Origin of the sequence: Manganibacter manganicus, from assembly GCF_002075885.1 — a bacterium.
In the GTDB taxonomy this organism is placed as follows: Bacteria; Pseudomonadota; Alphaproteobacteria; order Rhizobiales; family Rhizobiaceae; genus Mesorhizobium; species Mesorhizobium manganicum.
Map to the genome: position 1 here is coordinate 1 of NZ_MDET01000019.1, position 26,292 is coordinate 26,292.

The window sequence follows — 26,292 nt, forward strand, 5'->3', positions numbered from 1 at the left end:
ATGGATCGAGCGCCGCGAGAACGTCATCGCGCTCGGTCCCAGCGGCACGGGCAAGACCCATGTCGCGCTCGGCCTCGGCCTGGCGGCGTGTCAGAAGGGCCTTCCCGTCGGCTTCATTACCGCTGCCGCCCTGGTCAGCGAGATGATGGAGGCCCGCGACGAACGGCGTCTGCTACGCTTCCAGAAGCAGACGGCTGGCTACAAGCTCCTCATCATCGATGAGCTCGGCTTCGTGCCGCTCTCCAAGACCGGGGCAGAATTGCTGTTCGAGCTGATCTCGCAACGCTACGAGCGCGGTGCGACCCTGATCACCAGCAATCTTCCTTTTGACGAATGGACGGAAACGCTGGGGTCGGAACGCCTGACCGGCGCTCTGCTCGACCGCATCACCCACCACGTCAACATTCTCGAGATGAACGGCGATAGCTACCGTCTCGCTCAAAGCCGCGCCCGAAAGGCTGGCTGAAACCCTCACAAAAATCGCCGACGCCGCAAGCGGGAAACTCTGGTCGGGCTACGCCCTCCCGACGTTCCCCACTTGCGGCGCGAAGTGGCCTACTTTTGCGCCGCCCAATGGCCTGATTTTGCTCCGCCGTTGACACTTGAGGGATTGTGCAAGGTCGACACTCGCCTGTTTGAGGCTGGAGGATACGAAATTGCCGAGTGCCTCCCTGTTCTCGGCGCGTACCCGCATCGTGAAACCGGGATTCTTTTCGCTCGGATCTGCAAACACGATGCTGCGCACAAATGCCAGGGCATCGTCCTGTCCAGGCTGCGTACCTTTGCCAGTTTTCAGAATTTGGCTCTGTTCGGCGATCTCGAGCAGATGCGCCGGATTTTGCAGGTACCGGGTGAATTCTTTGAACAGATCGTCGCGGGAGTAGGGGAATGCCGCCTTTACGCCGGCATCCTGTTCGTTTTGATTTTCACCGGCAGAGGGGAGCGCGGTCGATGTCGCCAGTTCGATATAGCCCGCATATTGCGATTGCCTGAGCGGGAAGACAGTCGCAACCGATTCATAGCTGCGCGGGACGACGGCATACAGAATGATGCCGACAACCAGTGCGAATAGCATGGTAGCAAGAATCGTCCATCTTCCCTTCCACAGGACGGCTACAACCGCCAGAAGATCGATTTCCCGGTCGTTGGCACTTTCCAAACCGCGTTGCTCCAACTTGTTGAAATTATACTAAAAGGCGGTGGGGCCGGGAGATCAGGCCGATACGACATGCTCGTGTAGCGTGCGATATTTGCCGCGTGTGTCGATTACAAGGCGCGCGTGCTCAAGAATCATGTCGTATGGAAAGCTGGAATGATCGGTGAGCAGAACGACGCAGTCATATGACGCCAGGGTTTCTGGAGTAAGTTGCACCGACGTCATATCGAAGCGATGTTCACGCATCTTGGGAAAGACTGGAACATTCGGATCGCAGTAGTCGAGATGGGCCCCCTTGGCGCGCAGGAGTTCCATGACCATCACCGAGGGTGATTCCCGCATGTCATCGACATCGCGTTTGTAGGCAATGCCAAGAGCCAGCACACGGCTGCCTTTCAACGATTTGTTCCGCTGATTAAGGGCATCGATGACCTTTTCGAGGACCCATTGCGGCATATCGCGATTGATCTCGCCGGCCAATTCGATGAAATGGGTATTCAGACCATATTCCCGCGCCTTCCATGTCAGGTAGAAGGGATCGATCGGGATACAATGGCCGCCGAGACCGGGGCCGGGATAGTAAGGCGTGAAGCCGAAAGGCTTGGTCGCGGCTGCATCGATGACCTCGAAAATATCGATTCCCATCCTGTCGGCGATGATCTTCATCTCGTTGACCAGGCCGATATTGACGGCGCGTTGAATATTTTCCAGCAGTTTCGTCAGTTCGGCCGCGCGTGTCGAACTGACGGGGACGACCCTGTCGATAACCTGGCCATACAGCGCAAGCCCGACATCGAGACAAGGCTTGGTGTGACCGCCGCAGACTTTCGGAATGGTGCGCGTAGTAAAATCCTTATTGCCCGGATCCTCGCGCTCGGGAGAGTAGACGAGGAAGAAGTTTTTGCCGACCTCCAGGCCACGCGATTGCACGCGCGGCAAAAGCTCTTCTTCGGTCGTGCCGGGATAGGTTGTGCTTTCCAGCGAAAGCACCTGGCCCTCACGCAGATATGGAACGACGGAATCGACCGTGTCGATCACGAAGCTCAGGTCCGGTTCGCGATGTTTATTAAGCGGCGTCGGGACACACACGATAAGCGCATCGACCTCCGATGCGCGCGAGAAGTCCGTTGTCGGCTCAAAGCCGCTGTCGATTGCAGCGCCGATCCTGACGTCGGAAATATGATCGATATAGCTGCGCTTGCCAGCAAGTGCGTCAACTTTCGACTGGTCGATGTCAAAACCGATGACCTTGTAGCCGACCTCGTTGAAACGCAGGACAAGAGGCAATCCCACGTAACCGAGCCCCAGAATGCCTATGCGAGCCGTCCTGTTCTTGAGTGCGGCGATCAATTCATCGCCGGAATTGGTATGTGTATCCAAACTATTGCCTCCGTGGGAGCGGTGATTCTAGGGCTGGATGGCCATGGGCTATCAGCGTGTCCTTTGTGTGGACTTTGTCACTAACGAAACGAAGTGCCCCTCGATTCCAATGCATTGCACCCTGACCGTGGTGATAGGCCTTCTGAGGCGTGATTTCGGCTCATGCTAACCGCCGTCACTGGCGGTGCGTCCAACGCTGTAATAGGACCACCCGTCGGCCTTCATTCTGGCGGGTGAATAAAGATTGCGGCCGTCGATGACGACTTTGCGTGCAAGACGACTCTGCATTTCTTGGAAATCCGGCGCACGGAATTGCTGCCATTCGGTGCAGACGATCAGCGCCTCAGCGCGGTTGAGTGCATCGTATTTGTCCTCGACCAGTTTGAGGTCGGCGCGTTCGCCGTAGATTCGATGCGCTTCATCCATGGCGACAGGGTCGTAGGCCTGCACATTCGCCCCAGCCCGCCATAGCGCTTCCATCAACGTACGACTTGGTGCTTCGCGCATGTCGTTGGTGTTCGGTTTGAAGGACAGGCCCCAAACCGTAAACGTCTTGCCCCGAAGATGCTCGGCACCGCCGAAATGCCGTATGAGCTTGGCAAAAAGCGTGGTCTTCTGGCGATTGTTGACGTTCTCGATGGCCTCCAGCAACTCCGCACGATGTCCGAGCGAATTGGCCAGTTTTGCCAGGGCCCGCACGTCCTTGGGGAAGCAGGAGCCGCCATAGCCTGCTCCCGGATAGATGAAATGATAACCGATGCGCGGGTCCGAACCGATGCCCTTGCGCACATCTTCAATATCGGCGCCGACCAGTTCCGCGACGTTGGCGATCTCGTTCATCACGCTGATCTTTGCGGCCAGCATGATGTTGGCCGCGTATTTGGTGAGTTCGGCGGACTCGACATCCATAAAGACGATGCGTTCGCGAGACCGGTTGAACGGCTCATAGAGTTCTTGCATCAGCGCGCGAGCTTTGGCTCCCGCTGCGCCGACGATGATGCGATCCGGCTTGAGGAAGTCGCTGACCGCGGCACCTTCCTTGAGAAATTCCGGATTCGAAATCACGTCAAAGGATGGTGTCTCCGATGTGCCGCGTGCCTTGAGCGCGGCGGTGATCCGCTCTGCTACTTTGTTGGAGGTGCCAACCGGAACCGTCGATTTGGTGATGATTGCGCGATAACCCCGCATTGAGGCGGCGATCGCGTCGGCGACGTCGAACACATAATGAAGGTCGGCGCTGCCGTCCTCCCCCGGCGGGGTACCAACTGCGATCATCTGGATCGCGCCATGCCGGACTGCTTTGGCCGCATCGGTCGTAAAGGAAAGATGACCGGCTTCGATATTGCGCTCGACGATCTCCTGCAGCCCCGGTTCCCAGATCGGCAGGATGCCTTTTCTGAGGTTGTCGATCTTGGCCTCGTCCACATCCATGCAGATGACCGAATGGCCGACCTCGGCCAGGCAGGCTCCCGTCACCAATCCGACATAGCCGGTTCCGAATACGCTGACCTTCATGACGCCCCTCCACTCAGCCAGCCGCGTGATGTGCGGAATTCGAGCCGATATAGTTGCGGATTGTCTCGATAATGCGGTCCTGATCGGCCTCGCTGAGATAGGGGTGCATCGGCAGGCAAAGGATTCGTTCCGGCAACCCTTCCGAGACGGCAAGTCCGGTCGGTGTGCGCGGATAGCGATTATACGCAGTCTGCGCATGCAGCGGTTTGACGTAATAGATGACGGACGGGATGCCTTTTTCCTGAAGATGCGCCTTCAAGCCGTCCCGTTTCGGGGTTTCAATGGCATATTGCGCCCAGGCTGAGCGCCCATGGTCCGGGTTGGCGGCGGCCGTGACGATATCGCTGAGACCCTTGGCGTAACGGTCGGCGACTTTGCGCCGCGCCTCCATTTCGTCTTCGAGTATGGCCAGTTTCTCGATCAGGATCGCCGCCTGCAATGTATCGAGCCGTGAATTGATGCCGACGCGGATGTTATCGTATTGCGTTTCGCCCTTGCCGTGAAAGGCAAAGGAGCGCAGCTTTTCCGCCATCTCGGCGTCATTGGTGAACATGGCGCCGCCATCGCCATAGCAGCCCAGCGGTTTGGCCGGGTAGAAACTGGTGCCGGCAACGTCGCCGAATGCGCCGCATCTGGAACTCTCTGCCTGACCGCCGATCGACTGTGCGGCATCTTCGATTACCAGAAGGCCTTCGCGCTTGGCGATCGCCATGATCGCCTGATAGTCCGCCGCAAGACCAAACAGATCGACGGGGATAATCGCTTTCGGCTGCAACCGGCCCTCCTGCCTAACCATGGCAATCGCCGCTTCCAGGCTGTCAGTGTCGATGTTGTAGGTCTGCGGACCGACATCGACGAACACCGGCTCAGCCTTGGTCAGAGCCACCACTTCGGCAGTTGCCGCGAAAGTGAAACTAGGCACGAAAACCGCGTCGCCGGGACCGATACCGGCGGCAAGCAGGGGCAGCAGCAGCGCGTCGGTGCCATTGGCGCAAGCCACCACATGCTTGACGCCGACATAGGCTGCCAGTTTCTGCTCGAATTCCGTGACCTGCGGCCCCAGAATGTAGCGGCCGTCGTCCACAACATGCTCCATTGCCGCTTTCAGCCGATCGCGGATTCGTTCGCGCTGCGCACCAAGATCGATGAATTGCATGTCATGCCTTAAGGTCGTTCGAAGGATAATGGCTGGTATCAGACTTGTAGCGGTCGGAAAAGATACGCCTTCCGGAGGCTTTGACCTGAAATGTTGCCATTCAGGCGATCTCATCGCGCCAAGGAGGATTGGCGCCGGCCCGCGAAACGGTTACCGCGGCGGCCTTGATGCCAAGGTGGAGCGCCTGACGTATAGCTGTTTCGCTCAAATTGGTGATCGCTTCTTTCGTCAGCAGTCCCTGCTCGTGCAGCGAGGCGAGCAGCCCGCCATTGAATGTGTCACCGGCCCCGACCGTATCCACGACCTTTACAGGCAGCGGCGTTATGGTGACGGTGTGCTTGTGGCTATAGGCCGTCGCGCCTTTACCACCGCGGGTAATCACGATCAGGCTGGGGCCGCGTTTCAGCCAGTCTTGCACGAATGTTTCCTGCGCTGTGGAACTGTCCAGCCAGGAGAGATCCTCATCCGACAGTTTCACGATGTCGGCCATGGCCATCATATTGTGGATACGCTGCCTGTGCTTTTCCTTGTCGGGAATGAAGTTCGGGCGGATGTTGGGATCGAGCATGATGACGCGACTTTGATGTTCGCGCCGCATGAATTCCTCGTATGTGCCGCCAGCTGGTTCCGAGATCAGGCTGATCGCGCCGAACAGCATGGCCGTCACGTCGCTGTCCAGCAAGGGGAGATTAACAGGTTCCAGCATGCGGCCGGCGGTGTTCTCGTCATAGAATACATAGCTGGCGTGACCATCACTCAATTGCACGAAGGCGAGCGTCGTCGGCCGTTCCGAAATATGTGCATAACCTGTATCGACCTTGCTGGCCCCCAGGACCTGCGCCAGTTTCGCGCCGAAAAGGTCACGCGAGAGTCCGGAGAAAAAGCCTGTCGGCGCACCGAGTCGGCCAAGTGCGATCGCGGTATTGAACACGGCGCCGCCGGCATAAGGCGCAAAGGCGGGTTCCCCAGCGGGAGTTTCGCGCGGCAACATATCGATCAGCGCCTCGCCGCAACACAGGATCATGTTAGGTTCTTTCCTTGAGAATAGACATTAATGGCATCAAACATTTGTCGGGAGGGACATCGCGCCGACGAGATATCGCTCCGACAGGGGCAGGCTTGCCGCGCCCATGGCACGCGCATTGACGCCGATCGTGCCCTCGCGCACGGTTGGCAGGTTGAGGCCCTCGGCGTCAATCCTGGGAAGTGCATGTGAAACCGCTTCGACCAACCGTTGCCGTATCGCCGCCGGCATCCAGCCGTCGATGACGGCCGCCTCGAAGTCGATGACCGAGGCCGCCGAGACAATGGCGTAGGCGAGGGCGGTTCCCGCCTTCTCGACCCATATGTCGAGTTCGGGGCCAAGATCACCCCAGTCCTGGGGTGATGACCACAGGGGGGAGGCGTCGCGGTCTGCGGCATCGAGTGCCTTTTCCAGCACAGTGATGGAAGCCAGGTCGATCAACTGCACCGGGGCGCCATTCGGACCCGGTACAGGCATCGAGCCCAGTGCTCCGGCATTGCCGGTCGGGCCGCTGTAAAGCCGGCCGTCGAGCACGATTCCGCCGCCGGCGAAGGCGCCAATATAAAAATAGACGAAGTCGCGCAGATCGTTGCTCTTGCCGAAGACCAGTTCGGCGCCGCATGCCGAGGTGGCGTCATTATCGAGATAGACCGGGAAATCGCAGAGCGCCTGAATGTCGGAGCGGATATCGCGGTGGCGCCACTCATCCATGACCATGCGCGGTGCGCCTGCCGCGTCGGCCCAATTCCACAATTGAAACGGCATGGCGATTCCAAGCCCGGCAATGCGACTATCCTGCTCAGGCGTAAGGGCGGTGCGTAATTCCCTGATCGACGATGCGACGAAATCGACGGCGGTGCCGGGATCGGGATAGCGGTAGGGCAGGCGGTGCGTCGAACGTATGCCGCCGACGAAATCGATTAATACGAGTTCGGCGCTGCGTCGGCCGATCTTGAGCCCAATGAAGTAGGCGCCGTCCGGGTTGAGCGCCATGGGGATTGATGGTTGGCCGACACGTCCACGCTGTGGCGGCCGGCGAAGCAGGAATCCGTCTTTCTCCAGTTGGCGCATAATGACCGAGACGGTCTGCGCCGAAAGCCGCGTCATGCGTGCAATGTCGGATTTGGCGAGGCTGCCATGCCGACGCACCAGCGAAAGCACCAGCCGCTCATTGTGTTCGCGCATGCCGCTTTGGTTGGTGCCGCGGTGCATAGGGCTGGGTTCGGGCTCTGTTGAGCCGCGCTTGAAAGCGCTGTTTTGCACCGAATCCTCCCCCGGCCGTCTAGCCGGCCTCATGCCAAAACTGCGGGATCGATGCAATTGTGTCAATAATAAATAAGAGTGAGTTATTTATTGACAGCTTACGAAGTCTGTTATCTCTTTGCGGCCTGCCTGTGCGGGAGGAAACCGGTTCGGCCGGATCGACAAGCAGCATCGGGCGCATCGTCACTGGGAGGATTTCATGGGAAAATGGACGTTCTTGAAGGTCGCCACTATCGGTCTGGCCGTTTATGGCACGACGGCGACTACATCCTATGCCGCCGACATTGTCGGGCTGATCACCAAGACCGAAGGCAACCCGTTCTTCGTCAAGATGCGGGAAGGGGCCCAGGCTAAGGCCAAGGAACTGGACCTCGATCTGCGCACTTTTGCCGGCAAGTTCGACGGCGACAATGAGAGCCAGGTCGCGGCGATCGAGAATCTGATTTCGGCTGGCGCGAAAGGTTTCGCCATTGTGCCGAGCGACTCGGCCGCCATCGTGCCGACCATCAAGAAGGCGCGTGATGCCGGGCTTCTGGTCATCGACCTCGATACGCCGACCGAACCCATGGATGCGGTCGATGCCACGTTCGCCACCGATAATTTCAAGGCTGGTGAACTGATCGGAGAATGGGCGAAGGGCACGCTCGGCGACAAGGCCAAGGATGCCAAGATCGCCTTTCTCGACCTCGCGACCAACCAGCCGACCGTCGACTATCTGCGCGACCAAGGCTTCATGAAGGGCTTCGGCATCGACATCAAGGACCCGAAGAAATATGGCGACGAGGACGATGCGCGCATCTGCGGCCATGAGATGACCGGCGGCGCCGAGGACGGTGGACGCACGGCGATGGAAACATTGCTGCAGAAATGCCCCGATGTGAACGTCATGTACACGATCAACGAACCGGCTGCCGCCGGCGGTTATCAGGCACTCAAGGCTGCCGGCAAGGATGACGGTTCGGTGCTCGTTGTCTCGATCGATGGCGGCTGCCCGGGTGTGAAGAATGTTCAGGCAGGAGTCATTGGTGCGACCTCGCAGCAATACCCCCTGAAAATGGCCGCGATGGCGATGGAGGCGATAGCGACCTTCGTTAAAACGGGGGAGAAGCCGAAACCGACCGAAGGCAAGGAGTTTACCGATACCGGAGCCACGCTGGTTACCGAGAAGCCAGTCGAAGGTGTGCCTTCGATCGATACGAAGGAGGGGCTGAAACTGTGCTGGGGGTGAGAAACCGGTTCGCGTAGCGAATTCATCGTGCCGGTGGCACGATGAAAGGCTTCGAACGCCGGGGAGTTGCCGAAGGCAGCGGGCCCCCGGCCGGGAAAGCGGTCCGCGTAGCGGACGAAAAGCCCCAAAATGGGCTTTTCGAGCGACGAACGGTGAACGGCGGCATGCGAGCCGGCCAACTTCGAACCGTAAAGATTCGATCCGCCTTTGGGCGGATCGGATTTTCGACAGACGCAGGCTTGCGGCCTAACTGGCGACGTGTTCGCACGATCGAAAATTCTGGTGTAGGGGACACTGATGAGCGACGACGCAACCGGATCGGCTCTGGCGGAACGGGGACTCTCTGGCGAGGACCAGGCAGCCAGTTTCGAAGAGGAGCGGCGTTCGGGGTTGCGCTGGGTGCAGCGTTTCCTGCATGAATATCCAACCGCTGTTCCCTTCATCGTGCTTGTCGTTGGCGTGCTGATCTTCTCGGTCGTGGTGGGCGGCCGGTTCTTCGCGCCCTTCAACCTGTCGCTGGTGCTTCAGCAGGTCACCATCATAGCGGTGCTCGGCATCGCGCAGACGCTGGTGATCCTAACCGCGGGTATCGACTTGTCGGTCGGGGCGATCATGGTGCTGTCCTCCATCGTCATGGGGCGTATGGCCGTCGTCTGGGGGCTCCCGCCCGAAATCAGCTTCGTGTGCGGCCTGGCGGCAGGCACTGTCTGCGGCTTCATCAACGGCGTGCTGGTCGCTCAGATCAAGCTGCCGCCCTTCATCGTGACATTGGGCACATGGAGCATTTTTGGCTCCATGGTCATCTTCGTCTCGAATTCCGAGACGATCCGCGCGCAGGATATCGAGTCGGCCGCGCCAATCCTGCAATGGCTCGGCCATACCATCCGGCTGAGCGGTGGAGCGGTCCTGACCTATGGCGCTATCGCACTTATCATCATTTCGGTGATCGTCTGGTATATGCTGAACCGCACGGCCTTCGGCCGTCATGTCTATGCAACCGGCGATGATCCGGAGGCTGCGCGGCTTGCCGGCATCAATACCGCGCGCACGCTGATTGCCGTCTATACGCTGGCAGGCTTCATCTGCGCGCTGGCGAGTTGGGTATTGATAGGCCGCATAGGCGCAGCAAGTCCTCTCGGCAATCAGACCGCCAATCTCGACGCCATCACGGCCGTTGTCATCGGTGGCACATCGCTGTTCGGCGGTCGCGGCTCTCTCGTCGGCACGCTGATCGGGGCGCTGATCGTCGGCGTCTTCCGCAACGGCCTGGCGCTCGCCGGCTTTGCATCTCTCTGGCAGGAATTCACCGTCGGCATTCTCATCATTCTGGCCGTAACCATCGACCAGTGGATCAGGAAATTATCGGCATGAGCACGACAACGCCAATCCTCGAAGCAAAAGGTCTTTCCAAACGCTATGGGCGTGTCGTGGCATTGGATAATACCGATTTCGACCTGATGCCGAACGAGATCCTGGCGGTCATCGGCGACAATGGCGCCGGCAAATCGACGCTTATCAAGGCGCTGTGCGGTGCTGTCATTCCCGATAGCGGCCAGATATTCCTTGACGGCAAGCAGGTACATTTCCGCTCGCCCATGGAGGCGCGCATGGCTGGCATCGAGACGGTCTATCAGAACCTCGCTCTGTCGCCGGCGCTCTCCATTGCCGACAATCTGTTCCTTGGTCGCGAATTGCGCAAACCGGGCTGGACGGGGCAGGTGCTGCGCCGTCTCGACCGGGCGCGCATGGCCAAGCTTGCCAGAGAAAAACTGTCCGAACTCGGCTTGATGACCATCCAGAACATCAACCAGTCGGTCGAGACACTTTCAGGCGGCCAGCGGCAGGGCGTGGCGGTGGCGCGCGCCGCCGCATTCGGTAGTCGCGTCGTCATCATGGACGAGCCGACGGCAGCACTTGGCGTCAAGGAAAGCCGGCGCGTGCTGGAACTGATGCAGGACGTCAAAAGGCGCGGCCTGCCGATCGTGCTGATCTCGCACAACATGCCGCATGTGTTCGAAGTGGCCGATCGCATCCACATTCACCGGTTGGGCCGTCGGCTGACCGTTATCGACCCAAAGCAATATACCATGTCCGACGCCGTGGCTTTCATGACCGGGGCCAAGGAACCCCCGGCACAGCCCATGGCGGCTTGAAAGCGCCGAATTTTCCCGTCAAACGAACGGAAATGGACTAAATCGATTGAAAATCGTGTCATTCAGCGCCATGAAAAAGCGGAATGATGGGATGATGAACATCCCCGCGATACCAAAAGGCAGCCGAGATCACACGTGCAATCCCGCTCCATTCAGCCACTTCCGGAAAATCCGGAACCTCAACGCCTCGCGGATGAAATTTTGCAGGCATTGCGCTACCGCTTGGGCAAGGACACCACTGTCGCCACCCCGCATGACTGGCTGACCGCCTCCATCAAGGTGGTGCGCGACCGCATCATCGACCACTGGATGAAGGGGACCAAGGAGACCTACGAGCAGCAGGAAAAGCGGGTCTACTATTTGTCGCTGGAATTCCTGATCGGCCGCCTGATGCGCGATGCCTTCTGCAATCTCGGATTGATGGAGGCGATGCGTGAAGCGCTCGCGTCGCTCGATGTCGATATCGACCTGATCGCCAGGCTTGAACCGGACGCGGCACTCGGCAATGGCGGTCTTGGCCGGTTGGCCGCCTGCTTCATGGAATCTATGGCTACGCTCGACATTCCCGCCCATGGCTACGGCATCCGCTACGTCAACGGCATGTTTCGGCAGGAAATCCAGGACGGTTGGCAGGTGGAACTGCCGGAAACCTGGCTTGACCATGGAAATCCGTGGGAGTTCGAGCGCCGTGAGCGCTCCTTCGAGGTGGGATTCTGTGGTTTCGTCGAATCGCCGTCTGATGGCGAGGGCGACGCGCCCGGCCGTCATATCTGGAAGCCGACGGAGCGTGTCCTGGCGGTGGCCTACGATACGCCGGTGGTCGGTTGGCGTGCCAATCGCGTCAATACGCTGAGGCTCTGGTCCGGCATGCCGGTCGATCCGATTCTGCTCGACAAATTCAACGCCGGCGATCATATCGGCGCGCTGGCCGAGAGCAACAAGGCCGATGCGTTGTCGCGCGTGCTCTACCCTGCCGATTCCCATCAGGCGGGACAGGAACTCAGGCTGCGGCAGGAATATTTCTTCTCCTCGGCCTCGCTGCAGGACATTTTGCAGCGGCATGTGAGCCAGTATGGCGAAATCGCCTCCCTCCCGGACAAGGCGGCAATCCATCTCAATGACACGCACCCGGCTGTGGCCGTGCCGGAACTGATGCGGCTTTTGATGGACGAGCATGACATGCCGTTCGCGCTGGCATGGGACATGACCCGCCGCACCTTCGCCTACACCAATCACACATTGTTGCCCGAGGCGCTGGAAAGCTGGCCGGTGCCGTTGTTCGAACGGCTTTTGCCGCGCCATATGCAGATCGTCTATGCCATCAATGCGGCTGTGCTGCTTGAAGCGCGGCAAGGCGGGCATTTCAACGATCAGCAGATTGCCAACATTTCGCTGATCCAGGAAAACGGCGAACGCCGCCTGCGCATGGGCAATCTCGCCTTTGTCGGCTCGCATTCGGTCAACGGCGTCTCGATGTTGCATACGGAACTGATGAAGGAGACGGTCTTTGCCGACCTGCATCGGCTCTATCCGGACCGTATCAACAACAAGACCAACGGGATTACGCCGCGCCGCTGGCTGCTTCAGTGCAATCCCGGGCTGACGACGCTTGCGCGCGAGGCGATCGGTGATGCCTTCCTTGACGACATCGCGGCGATCCGCGCGCTCGATCCGTTGGCCGACGACGCTACGTTCCGTGAGAAATTTGCGGCGGTCAAACGGCAGAACAAGGAGCGCCTCGCCCGTCTCGTTGCTGAACGATTGGGCATCAGGATAGACCCTGCCGCCCTGTTCGACGTTCAGATCAAGCGCATTCACGAATACAAGCGGCAGTTGCTCAACATTTTGGAGGCCGTGGCGCTCTACGACCAGATCCGGTCGCACCCCGAACGCGATTGGGTGCCGCGCGTGAAGTTTCTGGGCGGCAAGGCTGCGCCCAGCTATCACAATGCCAAACTCATCATCAAACTTGCGAATGATGTGGCCAGGGTCGTCAATCGCGATCCTGCGGTGCGCGGCCTTTTGAAGATCGTCTTCGTGCCGAACTATAATGTCAGCGCCGCTGAAATCCTGATCCCTGCCGCCGACCTGTCAGAGCAGATTTCCACTGCCGGAATGGAGGCGTCCGGCACGGGCAACATGAAGTTTGCGCTTAACGGTGCGCTGACCATCGGCACTCTGGACGGCGCCAATGTCGAAATCAGGGAGCATGTCGGGCCGGAAAACATCTTTATCTTCGGCCTGACCGCCGATGAAGTGGCCGAGCGGCGCAAGGGCGACGCCCAGTCGCGCGCAACCATCGAAGGCTCGCGTGAGTTGTCTCAGGCGATCGCGGCTGTTTCGTCCGGCGTATTTTCGCCGGACGATCCGTCACGTTATCGCGAGTTGATGAATGGGCTTTATCAGCATGACTGGTTCATGGTCGCCGCTGATTTCGAAGCTTATGCCGCTGCACAGCGCGACGTCGACGCCAAATGGCGTGACAGCGCGGCGTGGTATGCAAGCGCCGTCCGCAATGTGGCGCGGGTTGGCTGGTTCTCCTCCGACCGCACGATCCGCGAATATGCGAAAGACATCTGGAACGTGCCGGTTTGATGTGATTGCATGAGGATGGAAATGCCGCCCGATGGGAGAGGAGGAGCCGCTTGACGAAAAAGCCGCGTGCGATCGCTGCGGACGTCCGGCCCGAAGGTCTGGCGACGCATGAAGATATCGTCGCAATCGTCAACGGCACGCACCGTAATCCCTTTGCTATTCTGGGCATGCAGCAGGCTGGTGCCGGTTTTGTCGCCCGTTGCTTCGTCCCGCATGCCGAGGCAGTCACCGCCTACACGCTTGCCGGCAAGAAGGCCGGCGAACTCGCCCGCCGTGCCGATGCAGGTTTTTTCGAGGGCAGGCTGTCCATCCGCAAACGCCAGCCGCTACGGTACCATGCAAGCAATGCCGGCGGCGACTGGTGGCTGGCCGATCCCTATTCCTTCGGCCCGGTGCTGGGCCCGATGGACGACTACTACATCGCCGAAGGTTCGCACCTGCGGCTTTTCGACAAGCTCGGCGCCCATCTGATCAACCATGAGGGCGTGAATGGAACCCATTTTGCCGTCTGGGCGCCCAATGCCAAGCGGGTATCCGTGGTGGGGGATTTCAACGAATGGGACGGCCGCCGTCATCCCATGCGTTTCAGGCAGGATACCGGTATCTGGGAAATCTTCCTGCCCGATGTCGGCGCGGACCGAGCCTATAAATACGAGGTGATAGGGGCGGGCGGGATACGCCTGCCGCTCAAGGCCGATCCTTTCGCGTTCCGGTCGGAGTTGAGACCGGCGACGGCCTCCGTCACGGCGGCCGCTTTGGCGCACGAATGGGGCGATGCCGTACATCGCGACTTCTGGAAAAGCGCCGATGCGCGGCGCCAGCCGGTCGCGATCTACGAGGTCCATGCCGGTTCATGGCAGCGGCATGACGACGGCTCGTTCCTTGCCTGGGACGAACTGGCCGAGCGGTTGATCCCCTACGTGATCGATATGGGCTTCACCCATATCGAATTCCTGCCGATCTCCGAATATCCCTATGACCCGTCCTGGGGCTATCAGACCACCGGGCTTTATGCGCCGACGGCCCGTTTCGGCGACCCCGAAGGCTTCGCCCGCTTTGTCGATGGTGCCCACCGTGCCGGTATCGGCGTCATCCTCGACTGGGTGCCGGCGCATTTCCCGGTCGATGAACATGGGTTGATCCGCTTCGACGGCACGGCCCTTTACGAGCACGCCGACAGCCGCAAGGGTTTTCACCCGGATTGGAACACCGCCATCTACAATTTCGGCCGCCGCGAGGTCGTCTCCTTCCTGGTCAACAACGCGCTCTATTGGGCCGAGAAATACCATGTCGACGGGCTGCGCGTGGATGCGGTCGCTTCCATGCTCTACCTCGATTATTCGCGAAAAGCGGGCGAATGGCTGCCCAACGAAAAGGGCGGACGTGAGAACCTCGAGGCCGTCGCCTTCCTGCAGAAGATGAACAAGGAGCTTTACGGCCATCATCCCGGCGTCATGACGATTGCCGAGGAATCGACCTCATGGCCCAAGGTCTCGCAGCCCGTGCACGAGGGCGGGCTCGGTTTCGGCTTCAAGTGGAATATGGGGTTTATGCACGATACGCTGGCTTACTTTGCCCGCGAGCCCGTCCACCGCAAGCACCATCACGACGAACTGACCTTCGGTCTGATGTACGCGTTTTCCGAGAATTTCGTGTTGCCGCTTTCCCATGACGAGGTGGTGCACGGCAAGGGCTCGCTGATTGCCAAGATGGCCGGCGACGACTGGCAGAAATTTGCGACCCTGCGCGCATATTACGCCTTCATGTGGGGCTATCCCGGCAAGAAACTGCTGTTCATGGGGCAGGAGTTCGCGCAACGGCGCGAGTGGAGCGAGGATAGAACGCTTGACTGGAATATGCTCGACCATGCGCCGCATCGCGGCGTGCGGGATGTGGTGCGCGACCTCAACACTCTTTATCGTTCGCGCCCGGCGCTGCATGCCCGCGACTGCGAGCCGGAGGGTTTTTCGTGGTTGATCGTGGACGACAGGCAGAATTCGGTTTTCGCCTGGCTGCGCATGGCGCCAGCGGCTAATTCGATTGCCGTGATATGCAATTTCACACCGGTGCCGCGGGAAGACTATCGCGTGCCGTTGCCGCATACCGGCCGCTGGCAGGAGATCATCAATACTGACGCTGCCGACTATGGCGGCTCGGGCGAAGGCAATGGCGGGTTCGTCGAAGCATGCGAAGAGAATGGCAAGGCCGTGGCTACGATGCTTTTGCCGCCGCTCGCTACGATTATGCTGGAATTCGTCGCGTAATGAGTGACGTTTCGTTGGGAGGCTGAAATGTTGGATCCAAGAAGAACCCAGCCGCTGGCGCGCGACGCGATGGCCTATGTTCTGGCCGGCGGGCGTGGCAGCCGCCTGAAGGAACTGACCGATCGCCGCGCCAAGCCTGCGGTCTATTTCGGCGGCAAGACCCGCATCATCGATTTCGCGCTGTCCAATGCGCTGAACTCAGGTATCCGCCGTCTCGGCGTCGCCACCCAGTACAAGGCGCATTCGCTGATCCGGCATTTGCAACGGGGTTGGGGTTTCTTGCGGCCGGAGCGCAATGAAAGCTTCGATATCCTGCCGGCCAGCCAGCGCGTTTCAGAAACGCAATGGTATGAAGGCACTGCCGACGCCGTTTACCAGAACATCGATATCATCGAGAGCTATGGTCCCGAATATATGGTGATCCTGGCCGGCGACCACATCTACAAGATGGACTACGAGTTGATGCTGCGCCAGCATGTCGATGCCAATGCAGACGTCACCGTTGGTTGTCTCGAAGTGCCGCGCATGGAGGCAAGCGGCTTCGGCGTCATGCATGTCGACAAGAAGGACAACATCATCTCCTTCATCGAGAAACCGGCCGATCCGCCGGGCATGCCCGACAAGCCCGATTTCGCCCTGGCCTCGATGGGCATCTATGTCTTCAGGACCAAATTCCTGATGGATCTTCTGCGCAAGGATGCCGCCACCCCCGATTCCAGCCGCGACTTCGGCAAGGATATCATTCCTGACGTGGTCAAGAACGGCAAGGCGATCGCGCATCGCTTCGGCAAGTCCTGCGTGCGCTCGTCTCAGGAGGCAAAGCCCTATTGGCGCGATGTCGGCACGGTCGATGCCTATTGGGAGGCCAATATCGATCTCACCGATGTGACCCCCGAACTCGACCTTTACGATCGCGACTGGCCGATCTGGACCTATGCCGAATTGCGGCCGCCGGCAAAGTTCGTGCACGATCTGGAAGGGCGCCGGGGCGAGGCCATTTCTTCTCTGGTTTCGGGCGATTGCATTGTCTCCGGAGCCTCATTACGCCGCAGCCTGATCTTTACCGGCGCACGCATCAATTCCTATTCGCGGCTGGAAGAGGTGGTGATGCTTCCCGATTGCCATATCGGCCGTAACACCCGGCTGAAACGCGTGGTGCTCGACCACGGTGTTCATGTCCCGGAAGGGCTGGTGGTGGGCGAAGATCCGAAACTGGATGCCAAACGCTTTCGCGTTTCGGAAAAAGGCATTTGCCTCATCACCCAGCAGATGATCGACCGGCTGGGGGCCTGACCTGAATGCACGTCCTTTCCGTCACGCCGGAAATATTTCCGCTTATCAAGACCGGCGGCCTTGCAGATGTGGCCGGCGCTCTGCCGATTGCCTTGGCGGGGCGGGGCGTGACGATACGCTCGCTGATCCCCGCCTATCCGCAGATCAGGGAGATATTCCGCCGGAAAAAGGCCGTACTGCAATATGGCCGGCTGTTTGGCGGCAAGGCTTCCGTTCATGCCGTCGAGGCCAATGGGCTTGATCTTCTGGCGCTCGATGCGCCGCATCTGTTCGACCGCCCCGGCGGGCCGTACGGCGATGCGACTGGCGCAGACTGGCCGGACAACTGGCGGCGCTTTGCGGCGCTGAGCCAAGTGGGCGCCGACATCGCCGGCGGCGCGATAGCCGGTTATATGCCTGAACTCGTCCATGCGCATGACTGGCAGACGGCGATGGCGCCGGCCTATATGCGCTACGGCAAGGCCTTTGCCACGCCCTCTGTGATGACGGTGCATAACCTTGCCTTTCAGGGCCGGTTCGGCGCCGGCATCTTTGGCGAACTCGGCCTGCCAGCTGAGGCGATGAGCCTCGACGGGGTCGAATATTACGGCGGCGTTGGCTTTCTCAAGGCAGGGCTCCAGGCGGCATCGGCCATCACCACCGTCAGCCCGACCTATGCGCAGGAAATCCGTACGCCCACCTATGGCATGGGGCTGGATGGGCTGATCGATCTGCGCGCCGACGATCTCCACGGCATCGTCAACGGCATTGATGTGGATACCTGGAACCCGGCAACTGACAACAATCTCGCCGCTACCTACGACGCCAGGTCGTTAAAAAAGCGCAGGGTTAACAGACTGGCCGTGGAAAAGCATTTCGGGCTTGACCATGACAACTCGCCGCTGGTGTGCGTCGTCAGCCGGCTGACGTGGCAAAAGGGGGTGGACATATTGGTCGCCGCGGCCGATGGCGTTATTGCCAGCGGTGTGCGGCTTGCCTTCCTCGGTGCGGGTGATACAGCGCTTGAAGGTGCTGTGCTTGCGCTTGCCGCGCGCCATCGTGGCAGGATCGGCGCCGTCATCGGTTATGACGAGGGCCTGTCGCATCTCATGCAGGGTGGCTGCGATGCGATCGTCATCCCTTCGCGTTTCGAGCCCTGCGGCCTCACGCAACTGTACGGGTTGCGCTATGGTTGTGTGCCGGTGGTGGCGCGCACCGGCGGCCTTGCCGATACGGTGATCGACGCCAATGAGGCGGCACTTTCTGCCGGCGTCGCGACCGGTTTCCTGTTTGCGCCCGACAGCGGCGACGCGTTACTCCACGCCATGCGGCGCGTGGCCACGGTCCATGGCAACCCAGCGCAATGGGCGTCGATGCAGCGGCAGGGCATGAAAGCCGATCTATCCTGGGATCGAAGTGCGGAAAGATACGTTGAGCTTTATCGCTCGCTCATTGCAAGAAGGCCCTCCGATAAATGACACGCATTATCGCTACCAAACCTTATGACGACCAGAAGCCCGGAACATCCGGCCTGCGCAAGAAGGTGCCGGTCTTCCAGCAGGAAAATTATGCCGAGAACTTCATCCAGTCGATCTTCGATGCGCTGGACGGCTACAAGGGCAAGACACTGGTGCTTGGTGGCGATGGCCGCTTCTATAACCGCGAGGTCATCCAGAAGGTTCTGGCAATTGCTGCCGCCAATGGCTTCGGCAAGGTCATGGTCGGGCAGGGCGGCATCCTGTCCACGCCGGCGGCCTCCAATGTCATTCGCAAATACAAGGCTTTTGGCGGCATCATCCTTTCGGCCAGCCACAATCCCGGCGGCCCGCATGAGGATTTCGGCATCAAGTACAATATCGACAATGGCGGCCCGGCACCGGAAAAGATCACCGATGCGATCTTCGCCAAATCGAAGACGATCAAGGAGTACAAGATCGCTGACATTGGCGAGATCGACATTGACAGGATCGGCACGGTAGAGGCCGGCGGCATGACCATCGAGGTCATCGATTCCGTAAAGGACTATGCCGAGCTGATGGAAAGCCTTTTCGATTTCAAGGCGTTGCAAAAGCTTTTTGAATCGGGTTTCCGCATGCGTTTCGATTCCATGCACGCCGTCACCGGGCCTTATGCCAAGGAGATTTTCGAGCATCGACTGGGAGCGGCCGAGGGCACCTGCCGAAACTTCAAGCCGTTACCGGATTTCGGCCGCCACCATCCCGACCCGAACCTCGTTCATTGCAAACATCTCTATGACGAGATGATGAAGCCGGATGCGCCTGATTTCGGCGCAGCTTCCGATGGCGATGGCGATCGCAATCTTATCATCGGCAAGGGCATCTTTATCACGCCATCGGATTCGCTGGCCATGTTGTGTGCCAACGCCACCGTCGCGCCGGCATATGCCAACGGTCTTGCCGGCATCGCCCGTTCCATGCCGACCAGCCGCGCCGCCGATCGTGTCGCCGAAAAGCTTGGCATCGGCATATATGAGACGCCGACCGGCTGGAAGTTCTTCGGCAATCTGCTCGACGCCGGCAAGGCGACGATCTGCGGTGAGGAAAGCGCCGGCACCGGTTCAAATCATATCCGCGAAAAGGACGGGCTGTGGGCCGTGCTTCTGTGGCTCTCAATTCTGGCGGTGCGCAGCGAAAGCGTTCAACAGGTGGCCACAAAGCATTGGGCGGAGTTTGGCCGCAATTATTATTCGCGCCACGATTACGAAGGCGTGGATAGCGGCCGCGCCCATGCGTTGATGGAGGAACTTGGCGGCAAACTTGCCTCGCTGGCCGGCACAAGCGTGCGCGGCCTCAAGATCGAGAAGGCGGACGATTTCGCCTATCACGACCCCGTCGATGGCTCAGTCAGTGAGCATCAGGGGATTCGGGTGCATTTCGAGGGTGGCTCGCGCGTCGTCTTCCGGCTTTCGGGCACCGGCACGGAGGGCGCGACGTTGCGCGTCTATATCGAGCATTACGAACCTCCTACGGGAAAATTGGACAAGGACACCCAAAAGGCGCTGGCCGATCTGATAGCTGCCGCCGACGATATTGCGGGCATTGCCAGGCACACCGGCCGCGACAAGCCGAGCGTGATTACGTGAGGGGTGAGCCGGCATCTGTCCCACCCGTGAAGAACGGCGAGGCGGGCTGTAGATGACGACTCTTGGCGCTTCCATCGTACGTGGAGGCGTTCGCTTCGCCGCTTGGTCTGGCACGGCCAGCCGCCTCTGGGTCAGCCTGTTCGACGAAAATGGGGACCGCGAGATCGAGCGGCTTTTGCTTGAGCAGCAAGGCGATGGCATCCATGCGCTGACGGTCAAAGACCGTGGCGCCGGATCACGCTACGGCCTGCGCGCCGATGGCGATTATGCACCGGGGCAGGGGCTTTGGTTCGATCCTGATAAATTGCTGGTCGATCCCTATGCGCTCGCCATCGACCGGCCCTACATTTACGACGAACGGCTTGCCGCCCGACGCGGCGAAGGCGGCGATACCGCACCTTTGATGCCGAAGGCGATCGTGCAGCACTTGCCGCAACCGCCCGCTCGGCAGCCTCCACGCTTCCTGCCCGGCGGATTGATCTATGAGATCGCCGTGCGCAGCTTTTCCATGCGTCACCCCGATATTCCGGAACTGGATCGCGGTACGCTGCGTGCATTGGCACATCCAGTAATCATCGATCATTTGAAAGGGATTGGCGTTTCGGCCGTGGAACTGATGCCACTCACTGCCTGGATCGATGAACGGCATCTGCCGCCGCTCGGCTTACGCAATGCGTGGGGCTACAACCCCGTGACCTTCATGGCGCTGGACCCGCGCCTCGCGCCGGGCGGGCTGGCGGATCTGCGCAATGTTGTCGATGTCCTGCATAAAGCCGGCATCGCCACCATTCTCGATCTCGTCTTCAATCATACCGGCGAGAGCGACGAACTCGGTCCGACGCTCTCGCTGCGCGGGCTGGATAGCCGCGCCTATTATCGCCATGATGAACTCGGTCAACTGGTCAACGATACCGGCACCGGCAACACGCTGGCTTGCGATCATCCGGCCGTACAAGAGTTTATCCTCGATAGCCTGCGCCACTTCGTTATTCATGCCGGCGTGGATGGCTTTCGCTTTGATCTTGCACCAGTTTTGGGTCGTGTCGACGGGGTTTTCGATGCCGATGCGCCGCTGTTTGCGGCCATGCGCGCCGATCCGGTTCTTTCCGACCGCGTATTGATTGCCGAGCCATGGGATATTGGCCCGCACGGCTATCAACTTGGGTGTTTCTCCCCGCCGTTTCTGGAATGGAACGACAAATATCGCGACGATCTGCGCCGCTTCTGGCGCGGCGATATGGGCATGGTGGGAACGCTTGCCACACGTCTTGCCGGTTCATCCGACATATTCGGTCGCATTGGCGTGCGGCAAAGTCGCACCGTCAATTTCATCGCCGCGCATGACGGCATGACGCTGGCCGACCTGTCGCGTTACGAACGCAAGCATAACGAGGCCAATGGCGAGAAGAACCGCGATGGCCACAATGAGAACCTGTCATGGAACAATGGCATCGAAGGGGAAACGACCGATGCCAAGGTCAACGCCCAGCGTGTTATCGATAGCCGCGCCTTGCTGGCGACCCTGTTTGCCTCGCGCGGCACGATCCTGCTCACCGCCGGCGACGAATTTGGCCGAACCCAGCGCGGCAACAACAATGCCTATGCACAGGATAACGGCACCACATGGCTGGATTGGTCTGGACGCGACCGAGCGCTGGAAGCCCATGTGATCGCGCTTTCCGGCTTGCGGCAACGGATGCAGGCCCTGTCGGAAACGGCCTTCCTTTCCGGAGAGCCGCCGCCCGGTGAGGATTATCCGGACGTTGCGTGGTTCACCGAAACCGGCATGCCGATGGACGAGGCAGCATGGAACGATTTGGAGCGGCGCCGTCTCGTCATGGTGCTGGCGCATGGAACGGAAGCGGGTAGTAGATTGGCCGTGCTGATCAATGGCGACCGCCGCGCCTGCCGCTATTCCTTGCCGGAGCGTCGAGGCTGGCATTGGGTTCCGGCACAGGCTGACCGGGTGCAGATTGAATTGACGCCGGACGCTGATAACCCGCTGCCGGGCCGCAGCGTCGCCTTCATGGTCGAGGAAGAAGATGCAGCACGATAGCAATTGGTGGCGCGGCGCGGTCATCTACCAGATCTATCCGCGTTCCTTTCAGGATACGACCGGTGACGGCAGTGGCGATCTTCGCGGTATCTCCCAGCGTCTCGGCCATGTCGCCGCCCTTGGCGCGGATGCGGTATGGCTCTCGCCTTTCTTCAAATCGCCGATGGCCGACATGGGCTATGACGTGTCGGACTACTGCGCCGTCGATCCGATATTCGGCACGCTGGCGGATTTCGACGCCTTGCTGGCCGAGGCGCACAAACTCGGCCTCAAGGTCATCATAGATCAGGTTCTGGCGCACACGTCGGACCGGCATGAATGGTTCGTCGAAAGCAGGACGAGCCGCGACAATTCCAAGGCCGATTGGTATGTCTGGGCCGATGCGAAGCCGGACGGCACGGCGCCCAACAATTGGCTTTCGGTTTTTGGCGGGCAGGCATGGGAGTGGGAGTCCACGCGCCGGCAATATTACCTGCATAATTTTCTTGCCTCCCAACCGGCGCTCAATTTCCATAACCGCAAAGTGCAGGATGCAGTGCTCGACAGCGTGCGCTTCTGGCTGGAACGCGGCGTCGACGGCTTTCGCCTCGACACGGTGAATTATTATTTTCAGGATCGACGGCTACGATCCAATCCACCGCTGGGCGCTACAGCCTGGCTTGAGAGCGAAACCAACCCCTATAACTTCCAACAACATCTGTTCGATAAATCGCTGCCGGAGAACATCGATTTTCTAAAGCGTTTCAGAGCGTTGCTGGATGAATATGATTCAAGGGCTTCAGTCGGCGAAGTGGGAGATGAGGAGCGCTCGCTTGAAACGCTTGCCGCCTATACGTCGGGTCGCGACAAACTCGACATGGCCTATACATTCGATCTGCTCGGGCCGAAGTTTTCCGCCGCCCATATCCACAAATGCGTCAGCGCCTTCGAGGCGGCGGCGCCGGATGGCTGGGTTTGCTGGGCATTCTCCAACCACGATGTTATGCGCCATGCCAGCCGCTGGACGCCGCCCGGCGGAGACAGACAAGCAGTTGCCAGGTTCTGCATAAGCCTGCTTTCCTGCCTGCGCGGTTCGATTTGTCTTTACCAGGGCGAGGAACTCGGCTTGAGCGAGGCCGATCTGGCATTTGAAGACTTGCGCGACCTTTACGGCATACGTTTCTGGCCCGGCTTCAAGGGACGTGATGGCTGCCGCACGCCCATGCCCTGGGAAGGCAGCACCCCCAATGCCGGGTTCACAACAGGAAAGCCGTGGCTGCCGGTTCCTCCTGAACATCGTGCCTCGGCTGTCGATGTTCAACTTGGCGATGCCTCCTCGGTGCTGGCGCATTACAAGGCGGCCCTTGCCTTTCGCCGCACACATCCGGCGCTGGTTCGCGGGGCGATCCGCCTGTTGGACGACGATGCCGACGTGCTGGCTTTCGTTCGCGAAGGGGAAGGTGAAAAACTGCTTTGTGTGTTCAATTTTTCTGAAACACAAAAGCAATGGCCCCTGCCTGACGGCTTGCGGCCGCAGGCGGCGTTGGAAGGCTCTGCGCGGTTAACTGTGCAATCGCTTGTCCTGCCCCCATTGGGAGACTTTGTCGGGCGTCTTTCGCTCACAGAACCAGCACGGAGCGGCCGCACGTTGCCCCGGTGACACGTATATCGACCTCGCCGAGGCCAACGCCCAACCCCTCCAGAACGCGGTTCAGAAGACCGTCGATGGGTTTCGTTAGCGTGCCAAGTATGTCCACGACCGGCCCTTTGAGAACGCCGAGCAAGGCGCTGACGAGCTTAAGATCGAGATTGAGCAGTTTGACGTCGAGAGTAAGGCCGGAGATCAACGAACTTGTCAGGGACTGAGTGAAATTGCTTGTCTTGATCGTCTTCGTTGTGCCGAATTCATTATAGCTGAATGTCACCGAAATCGGCGCTTGATCGCCAAGGTCGGGATAGGCCGAACCGATGAGCTGCACCAGCGGCAGATGGAGGAAGAGAAGATTGACGCTGGCTGTCGCAATGACCGCGTCATGGAACGTTTGTTGTCTGGTGAAGTCGGCGAAGCCGGCGCTGTCATTGTCGGCAAGGGCTGCCGAGACGACCCCCGGCCTGACTGCAAGAGTCACGCGCGGCCGATCAAGGTGGCCTGCCGGGCAACTGATGTCGGTGAGTTTCGCCTCGCCATAGGCGACCTCGACATTGAGCGGCAGATGGATGCCCAGAAGCTTGTAACCGATGGGCAGGCTGGCGCCGCCGACATCGACATCGGCGGTCAGACGGAGGCGTGTCTGCGCCGTGCGTACGATGGCGCCTTCTTCGCCGATTGTCACCCACGAAGAGGATTGCGGTGGCTCGCCGATGGCAAGCTTGAGTTGGATATTGCTCAGTCCGGGAATGGAATTGTTGAGATCGAGCGCCATCTGATTGTTGCCATTGGCCAGCGCCGCGGCCACGGTCAGCATCTGCAATGCGCTGGCGGCTATATCCAGGCCGGGCGGCTTCTGGCCGACCTTCAATTGAGCGGCCGAGCCGAAATCGATGATCTGCTTCAGCGGCAGTTCAACGCTGCTATGGCTGCCGGCAATCATCGCTTGCAGGGCCGCCTTGCTCGTACCATCCAGGTCGGGAATATCCGCCATGGCATTGACGATCTGCGTGATCGTTGCGTCCGCCGCCAGCACGTCCGAATAGGTTCCGCCCGTCAGGTCGAGTTTCACCGCCAACTGGTCGAGGAATTCCAGCACGTCGATATCCGTTTTGAGCAGCGCGTCGTAATCCATGGCGCTCAGCGACACCTTGGTGCCCAAAAGGCCGCCGAGCAGGGCATTCAGCAAGGGGCTCTTGGTCGTGTCGACCGATACGAGACGTGAGCCGATCGAAAACGCGGCCTGTGCCGAGGTTCGGGCGACCGCCGTCGTGCCGATAGTAGGCGGTGCCATGATGCCGGCACCGAAGAACAGGCTGCCCTTCTTGCGCAGTGTTACCCTGACGGCATTGAAGGGTTGTTGCCCGGCCTGAAATCTCTCGCTTGCCGCAATCGCGGCGTCGGGTTTGTAGTGGCCGCGGATGACGTTGAGAACGGCGTTATCCGTGGTCGGCTCGACGGTCGTCCCTTCGGGTTCTACTACCGCCGTGATGCCATTGTCGCTGAACGTCGTAACCGCCGCTGTCTCTGCCGCGCCCAGGTTCGCAGCGGCGGTGATGGCGGCCAGATCGGTCAGCGATTGCGCCGACCGCCGCTCGGTGTAGAGCGAACCTTCATCGACCGCAAAGGCAGCGAGAACAATGGCGAATGGGGCACATACCGCCGTCATGACGGCGAAATTGCCTTGCCGTTCGCGAAACAGGCGCTTGCAGACTCGTGAAATCTTGGTGAGCATCACAAACCTCCCATACGGATCGTGGATTTGCGTGCGATGGTCATTGACGGCATCGGCAAGTCGCTGAGCAGGTTCCATATCGGCAGGTTGCGTGCGTCATATTTGATTGCGACGACGAATTGGTTCGGATCAACCATGCTGTCCTCGGCAATGACGATGATCTTGCCGGGATCGACGAAGGCATATGCTCCCGCGTTGTGGCTGATGAAATCGGAAACCAGATTTTGACGGTCGCCTGAATTGAGGCCGGCGATGGCCGTTCGTGCGGCATCGGCCGCCAGTTGCTGAATTGAATGCGCCGCTCCGAAGTAGATGCCGTATGCGCTCATACCCAGGAGCATGAGCAGAAACAGAGGCGCGAGAAACGCAAATTCGACGGCCGAAGTGCCTCTATTGTTTTTTCTTAGAGATGAAAGTTCATCAATAAGAGTATTCGCCCATACAGTAAGCCAATTCAATTTGGCCTCCGAAATGATAGAATCCCTAAGCCGTATCGAGTTTTAGGATTGTCGTTTAAAGATCCATTAAAAATAAAAATGAATGTTGAGGACGAAAGTACAATTGAATTATGTGGGAATTTGTTTTCAAGGCGCCACAGTTCAAATTTTATTCAATTAGAGGTTGAAATTTATTGGTGCTTTTGGAGAGCGCACGGCGCAAGTCGCGCCTGCAATGGCAGTTGCGGCGTCTCCGCCTGCGAACAGGTTCACGGCTGCTCCCGAGGACGTGGAAAATGCGGCCGGCCGTACCGAGTTGGAACAGCCA

At 59.6% G+C, this 26,292-nt stretch carries 19 protein-coding genes; 11 read left to right on the plus strand and 8 right to left on the minus strand.

The features are described 5' to 3' along the window. A partial coding sequence (locus BFN67_RS12920) for an ATP-binding protein (RefSeq protein WP_139789142.1) occupies positions 1-466 on the plus strand: 466 nt, incomplete at its 5' end. 48 nt (positions 467-514) lie between these two features. Here the strand turns inward: BFN67_RS12920 and BFN67_RS12925 are convergent. The 6 genes from BFN67_RS12925 to BFN67_RS12950 form a co-directional block, all read right to left on the minus strand. Then, positions 515-1,159 (minus strand): Wzz/FepE/Etk N-terminal domain-containing protein, encoded by a 645-nt coding sequence (locus BFN67_RS12925; RefSeq protein ID WP_158083513.1) that lies wholly within the window; start codon positions 1,157-1,159, stop codon positions 515-517. A 54-nt stretch (positions 1,160-1,213) separates the two neighbouring features. After that, the gene (locus tag BFN67_RS12930) at positions 1,214-2,536 is read right to left on the minus strand and encodes a nucleotide sugar dehydrogenase (protein WP_280951332.1); all 1,323 of its coding nucleotides are present in this window, start codon (positions 2,534-2,536) and stop codon (positions 1,214-1,216) included. 165 nt (positions 2,537-2,701) lie between these two features. Further along, positions 2,702-4,051, minus strand: coding sequence for a UDP-glucose dehydrogenase family protein (locus BFN67_RS12935; protein ID WP_080919986.1), 1,350 nt, complete (start codon positions 4,049-4,051; stop codon positions 2,702-2,704). A 13-nt stretch (positions 4,052-4,064) separates the two neighbouring features. After that, positions 4,065-5,207: a DegT/DnrJ/EryC1/StrS family aminotransferase gene (locus BFN67_RS12940; RefSeq protein WP_080919987.1), complete on the minus strand. Its 1,143-nt coding sequence runs from the start codon at positions 5,205-5,207 to the stop codon at positions 4,065-4,067. A 100-nt stretch (positions 5,208-5,307) separates the two neighbouring features. After that, positions 5,308-6,231 carry a carbohydrate kinase family protein gene (locus BFN67_RS12945; RefSeq protein WP_080919988.1) on the minus strand — a complete coding sequence of 308 codons (924 nt, stop codon included), beginning with the start codon at positions 6,229-6,231 and terminating at the stop codon, positions 5,308-5,310. A 36-nt stretch (positions 6,232-6,267) separates the two neighbouring features. Next, complete coding sequence (locus tag BFN67_RS12950) at positions 6,268-7,443, minus strand: ROK family transcriptional regulator (protein ID WP_425349781.1); 1,176 nt, start codon at positions 7,441-7,443, stop codon at positions 6,268-6,270. Between the two features lie 250 nt (positions 7,444-7,693). Between BFN67_RS12950 and BFN67_RS12955 the strand changes: the two genes are divergently transcribed. The 10 genes from BFN67_RS12955 (at position 7,694) to bglA (ending at position 23,804) form a co-directional block, all read left to right on the plus strand. After that, positions 7,694-8,722 carry a sugar ABC transporter substrate-binding protein gene (locus BFN67_RS12955; RefSeq protein WP_080919990.1) on the plus strand — a complete coding sequence of 343 codons (1,029 nt, stop codon included), beginning with the start codon at positions 7,694-7,696 and terminating at the stop codon, positions 8,720-8,722. 297 nt (positions 8,723-9,019) lie between these two features. Beyond that, positions 9,020-10,093 (plus strand): ABC transporter permease, encoded by a 1,074-nt coding sequence (locus BFN67_RS12960; protein WP_080919991.1) that lies wholly within the window; start codon positions 9,020-9,022, stop codon positions 10,091-10,093. Further along, positions 10,090-10,875 carry an ATP-binding cassette domain-containing protein gene (locus BFN67_RS12965; protein ID WP_080919992.1) on the plus strand — a complete coding sequence of 262 codons (786 nt, stop codon included), beginning with the start codon at positions 10,090-10,092 and terminating at the stop codon, positions 10,873-10,875. Before BFN67_RS12960 ends, BFN67_RS12965 begins: the two co-directional genes overlap by 4 nt. Positions 10,876-11,010: 135 nt before the next feature. Then, the gene (locus BFN67_RS12970; protein WP_080919993.1) at positions 11,011-13,470 is read left to right on the plus strand and encodes a glycogen/starch/alpha-glucan phosphorylase; all 2,460 of its coding nucleotides are present in this window, start codon (positions 11,011-11,013) and stop codon (positions 13,468-13,470) included. A gap of 50 nt (positions 13,471-13,520) precedes the next feature. Beyond that, on the plus strand, positions 13,521-15,734 hold the full coding sequence (glgB, locus tag BFN67_RS12975; RefSeq protein WP_080919994.1) for a 1,4-alpha-glucan branching protein GlgB: 2,214 nt from the start codon (positions 13,521-13,523) through the stop codon (positions 15,732-15,734). A 27-nt stretch (positions 15,735-15,761) separates the two neighbouring features. After that, positions 15,762-17,027 (plus strand): glucose-1-phosphate adenylyltransferase, encoded by a 1,266-nt coding sequence (glgC, locus tag BFN67_RS12980; protein WP_080919995.1) that lies wholly within the window; start codon positions 15,762-15,764, stop codon positions 17,025-17,027. Between the two features lie 5 nt (positions 17,028-17,032). Further along, entirely contained in the window at positions 17,033-18,484 is a 1,452-nt protein-coding gene (gene glgA, locus BFN67_RS12985) for a glycogen synthase GlgA (protein WP_080919996.1), read from the plus strand. Then, complete coding sequence (locus BFN67_RS12990; RefSeq protein WP_080919997.1) at positions 18,481-20,109, plus strand: alpha-D-glucose phosphate-specific phosphoglucomutase; 1,629 nt, start codon at positions 18,481-18,483, stop codon at positions 20,107-20,109. Before glgA ends, BFN67_RS12990 begins: the two co-directional genes overlap by 4 nt. Positions 20,110-20,161: 52 nt before the next feature. Further along, the gene (gene glgX / locus BFN67_RS12995) at positions 20,162-22,165 is read left to right on the plus strand and encodes a glycogen debranching protein GlgX (protein ID WP_080919998.1); all 2,004 of its coding nucleotides are present in this window, start codon (positions 20,162-20,164) and stop codon (positions 22,163-22,165) included. After that, the gene (bglA, locus tag BFN67_RS13000) at positions 22,152-23,804 is read left to right on the plus strand and encodes a beta-galactosidase BglA (RefSeq protein ID WP_080919999.1); all 1,653 of its coding nucleotides are present in this window, start codon (positions 22,152-22,154) and stop codon (positions 23,802-23,804) included. The genes glgX and bglA overlap by 14 nt, the downstream gene beginning before the upstream one ends. Here the strand turns inward: bglA and BFN67_RS13005 are convergent. Both BFN67_RS13005 and BFN67_RS13010 read right to left on the minus strand, forming a co-directional pair. Next, positions 23,764-25,527: a TadG family pilus assembly protein gene (locus BFN67_RS13005; protein ID WP_080920000.1), complete on the minus strand. Its 1,764-nt coding sequence runs from the start codon at positions 25,525-25,527 to the stop codon at positions 23,764-23,766. The genes bglA and BFN67_RS13005 overlap by 41 nt on opposite strands. Continuing rightward, positions 25,527-25,985: a TadE/TadG family type IV pilus assembly protein gene (locus BFN67_RS13010; protein ID WP_245295252.1), complete on the minus strand. Its 459-nt coding sequence runs from the start codon at positions 25,983-25,985 to the stop codon at positions 25,527-25,529. The genes BFN67_RS13005 and BFN67_RS13010 overlap by 1 nt, the downstream gene beginning before the upstream one ends. Between the last annotated feature and the right edge of the window lie 307 nt (positions 25,986-26,292).

Excerpts from the sequence above, each read along its gene's own strand:
- bglA (WP_080919999.1), top strand. The coding sequence starts at position 22,152 with ATGCAGCACGATAGCAATTGGTGGCGCGGCGCGGTCATCTACCAGATC.
- BFN67_RS12955 (WP_080919990.1), top strand. The coding sequence starts at position 7,694 with ATGGGAAAATGGACGTTCTTGAAGGTCGCCACTATCGGTCTGGCCGTT.
- BFN67_RS12940 (WP_080919987.1), bottom strand. The coding sequence starts at position 5,207 with ATGCAATTCATCGATCTTGGTGCGCAGCGCGAACGAATCCGCGATCGG.
- BFN67_RS12960 (WP_080919991.1), top strand. The coding sequence starts at position 9,020 with ATGAGCGACGACGCAACCGGATCGGCTCTGGCGGAACGGGGACTCTCT.
- BFN67_RS12950 (WP_425349781.1), bottom strand. The coding sequence starts at position 7,443 with ATGCACCGCGGCACCAACCAAAGCGGCATGCGCGAACACAATGAGCGG.
- glgA (WP_080919996.1), top strand. The coding sequence starts at position 17,033 with ATGCACGTCCTTTCCGTCACGCCGGAAATATTTCCGCTTATCAAGACC.
- BFN67_RS13005 (WP_080920000.1), bottom strand. The coding sequence starts at position 25,527 with ATGCTCACCAAGATTTCACGAGTCTGCAAGCGCCTGTTTCGCGAACGG.
- BFN67_RS12935 (WP_080919986.1), bottom strand. The coding sequence starts at position 4,051 with ATGAAGGTCAGCGTATTCGGAACCGGCTATGTCGGATTGGTGACGGGA.
- BFN67_RS12965 (WP_080919992.1), top strand. The coding sequence starts at position 10,090 with ATGAGCACGACAACGCCAATCCTCGAAGCAAAAGGTCTTTCCAAACGC.
- BFN67_RS12945 (WP_080919988.1), bottom strand. The coding sequence starts at position 6,231 with ATGATCCTGTGTTGCGGCGAGGCGCTGATCGATATGTTGCCGCGCGAA.
- glgC (WP_080919995.1), top strand. The coding sequence starts at position 15,762 with ATGTTGGATCCAAGAAGAACCCAGCCGCTGGCGCGCGACGCGATGGCC.
- glgX (WP_080919998.1), top strand. The coding sequence starts at position 20,162 with ATGACGACTCTTGGCGCTTCCATCGTACGTGGAGGCGTTCGCTTCGCC.
- BFN67_RS12990 (WP_080919997.1), top strand. The coding sequence starts at position 18,481 with ATGACACGCATTATCGCTACCAAACCTTATGACGACCAGAAGCCCGGA.